Here is a 3,177-nt window from a genome sequence, read left to right as displayed (position 1 = left end):
CCTGCAGCCGCGGCCCGCCGATGCAGAAGGCTTCATCCGCGAGGCGAATGTGGAGGGCATCGGCGTCGGCGGTGGAATGAACCGCGACGGTCTGCACGCCCATCTCCTTGCACGCGCGGATAATGCGCACCGCGATCTCGCCGCGGTTGGCAATGAGGATCTTTTCGAACATATGCCCTCCGAATTAGGCGTTTTGGGCACCGGTATCCGCTGGCATGAGCGCGAACGACATGTCGGCGACGCAGCAGAGCTCGCCTGCGACGCGCGCTTCACCGTGAGCGAAATGGAAAGGTCCGCGCGAGCGCGTGATACGGCACGTGAGCTCAACAGTGTCGCCGGGGCGAACGGGATGCTTGAATCGCACCTTGTCGAGGCTCGTGTAGAAGGGCGTCACGCCCGCGCACGAAAGACCGCTTTCCATGAGCACGCAGCAGTTCTGCGCGAGCATCTCGCAGAGGATCACGCCGGGAACCACGGGGTTGCCGGGGAAATGCCCTTGGACGAAGAACTCATCGCCCTTGATGGTGATGCGCCCGCGCGCTTCCCCGTCCACCACCTCGGCCTCGTCGAGCAGGAGCATGGGTGCTCGGTGCGGAAGGATGTTCTCGAGTTCGGTACGGTTCATTACGCTTCACCAGCTTCCTTCGCATCGGGCTCGATGGCCATGATGCGGGCTCCGAATTCAACAAGGTCGCCATCGGCGGCATCGATGGCCACGATGGTGCCGTCGGTTTCCGCCACGACCTCGTTCATGAGCTTCATAGCCTCGATGATGCAAAGCGTGTCCCCACGCCTCACATGGTCGCCGAGGGCGACGAACGGCTCGGCGTCGGGAGACGGAGCGGCGTAGAAGACGCCCACCATGGGCGCGGTGACGGGTACCGCGGAGGCGATGTCTTCAGAAGGGGACGTCCCTGCGCCGGGATCTTGCTGTGTGGGCGCGGCGACCTCCTGCGCGGGTGCAGCGGCCATGGCGGTCTCTGCAAGGGGGAGCGGGGGTACGATGGCCGCGGAAGGTGTGGGCGCGCTTGGGGTCATGCGCTCGAGTTCGATGACGCGCCCGTCCTCTTCCGAGAGCCGGACACGGGTGAGGCCGTGGTTTTCCATAAGGGCAGCGACCTCGTTGAGCTTGCTAGAATCGATGTTCATGGTTAATCCTCGTATGCCTTGAATGCCAGCGCTGCATTGTGCCCGCCGAACCCGAGGTTCGTGGAGAGCGCGACGCGAACGGGTGCTTGTACCGCATGGTTGGGCGTATAGTCCAGGTCGCAGTCTGGGTCGGGTTCGCAATAGCCGATGGTGGGCGGGATGACGCCCTCCTCGATCACGCGGGCGCACACGGCCGCTTCGAGTGCGCCGGTTGCGCCGAGCATATGCCCGGTCATGGATTTCGTCGAAGAGATATGGGCTGTGCGCGCAGCGTCTTCTCCCAGCGCTTGCTTGATGCCGAGTGTCTCGGAAGCATCGTTGAGCTTGGTAGAGGTTCCGTGCGCGTTGATGTAGATGCCTTCGGTCGCGTCAATGCGCGCCTCTTCTATTGCGATGCGGATCGCGCGCGTGATGCCCGCGGCATCGGGTGCGGGGCTCGTGATGTGGTACGCGTCGGCCGTGTTGCCGTAGCCTGCGACCTCGCAGTAGATGTGAGCGCCGCGCGCCAGCGCATGCTCGAGCTCCTCGAGTACCAGCACGCAGGCACCTTCGCCCATCACGAAGCCGTCGCGGTTCTTATCGAAGGGGCGACATGCGGTCGCAGGATCGGGGTTGCGCGTGAGCGCCTTGCAGTTCGTGAAGCCGGCGATGGCCTCGGGCACGATGCAGGCCTCTGCGCCACCTGCGAGCACGGCGTCTGCGTATCCATGCTTGATGGCATGGAACGCCTCGCCCACTGTGTGGGCGGACGTTGCGCATGCGGTGACGACGGGCAGCGTGGGACCGGTGAGATGGTGGCGGATGGACGCCTCTCCGGAGGCCATGTTCGCGATCATCATGGGGATCATGAACGGAGGGCAGCGGCGGAACCCACGTTCGCGCATGGTGTCGACGGCCGCGGTGTACGAGGCCATGCCGCCGATCCCCGATCCGATGTACACGCCGATGCGGCTTCGATCGAGATCTTCGGCATCATCGAAGCCGGCATCCTGCATTGCTTCATCGGACGCGGCGAGCGCGTACTGCACGTTGAGGTCTTTGTGGCGAACGTCCTCACCGAGGCGTTCGGCTCCATCGAAGCCTTTGACCTCGGCAGCGACGGTGACCTTGAGGCCATCGGTGCTGATGTTTGCGATGGGCGCGATGCCGCTCGTGCCGGCAACGAGTGCGTCCCAGCTTTCCCGGGCGGTGAGGCCAACGGGCGAGACGGCACCCATGCCCGTGATGACAACCCTGCGTTCCATGCTGTCTCTCCTTTTACCTGCGCTGCGTGTGTAGTTGCAATCGAATGTGATAAGCCGTGGGGCGATTGCTCGGCGCGGGCGCCTTACATCGCCATGCCGCCGTCGATGCGGATGACCTCGCCGGTGATGTAGGCGGCCGCATCGCTTGCGAGGAAGGCGACGAGCTTCGCGACTTCCTGTGCCCGTCCAAGCCGGCCAAGCGGGATTTGCTGCTCGTAGCGCTCGCGCACCGCATCGCCGAGCTGCCCAGTCATATCGGTCTCGATGAAGCCGGGCGCGATAGCGTTTACCGTCACTCCTCGGGAGGCGAGCTCGCGGGCACATGCTTTGGTGAGGCCGATGAGGCCGGCTTTCGAGGCGGCGTAGTTCGCTTGTCCAGCGTTGCCCATGAGGCCAACGATGGAGCTCATGTTGACGATGCGTCCGCCGCGCTGACGCATGAAGGAGCGGGTCAGCGCGCGCGTCATGTGGTAGGCGCCTTTGAGGTTCACATCGATCACGCGGTCGAAGTCCTCTTCCCGCATGCGGGCGAGCAGAGTGTCGCGTGTGATGCCGGCGTTGTTCACCAGGATCCAGACACCGCCGAAATCTGCGAGCACCTGTTCTGCGCACGCAGTTGCTGCCTCTGCGTCCGCCACGTCGCACCGGTAGATGCGAGCGGTCGCGCCGAGCTTCTCTACTTGGACGGCGGTTTCGCGGGCGGCCTCTTCGTTCCCGGCGTAGACGATCGCGATGTCGAAGCCCGCCTGTGCGAGCTCCTCGCAGACGGCGCGGCCGATGCCGC

General features: G+C 64.6%; 5 protein-coding genes. All 5 read right to left on the bottom strand.

The window, feature by feature from the left end:
- A partial coding sequence (locus QZ079_RS08810) for a biotin carboxylase N-terminal domain-containing protein (protein WP_297037487.1) occupies positions 1-172 on the bottom strand: 172 nt, incomplete at its 3' end.
- 12 nt (positions 173-184) lie between these two features.
- The gene (locus tag QZ079_RS08805; protein ID WP_297037486.1) at positions 185-625 is read right to left on the bottom strand and encodes a 3-hydroxyacyl-ACP dehydratase FabZ family protein; all 441 of its coding nucleotides are present in this window, start codon (positions 623-625) and stop codon (positions 185-187) included.
- Positions 625-1,149, bottom strand: a complete 525-nt coding sequence (gene accB, locus QZ079_RS08800; RefSeq protein ID WP_297037485.1) for an acetyl-CoA carboxylase biotin carboxyl carrier protein — start codon at positions 1,147-1,149, stop codon at positions 625-627. Before accB ends, QZ079_RS08805 begins: the two co-directional genes overlap by 1 nt.
- Positions 1,150-1,151: 2 nt before the next feature.
- On the bottom strand, positions 1,152-2,393 hold the full coding sequence (gene fabF, locus QZ079_RS08795; RefSeq protein WP_297037484.1) for a beta-ketoacyl-ACP synthase II: 1,242 nt from the start codon (positions 2,391-2,393) through the stop codon (positions 1,152-1,154).
- Positions 2,394-2,476: 83 nt separating this feature from the next.
- A partial coding sequence (fabG, locus tag QZ079_RS08790) for a 3-oxoacyl-[acyl-carrier-protein] reductase (RefSeq protein ID WP_297037483.1) occupies positions 2,477-3,177 on the bottom strand: 701 nt, incomplete at its 5' end.

It is taken from the genome of uncultured Enorma sp. (assembly GCA_905210055.1).
In the GTDB taxonomy this organism is placed as follows: Bacteria; Actinomycetota; Coriobacteriia; order Coriobacteriales; family Coriobacteriaceae; genus Enorma.
Note: the sequence above shows the minus strand (reverse complement) of the source record. Positions and strands in the feature narration are given on the sequence as shown.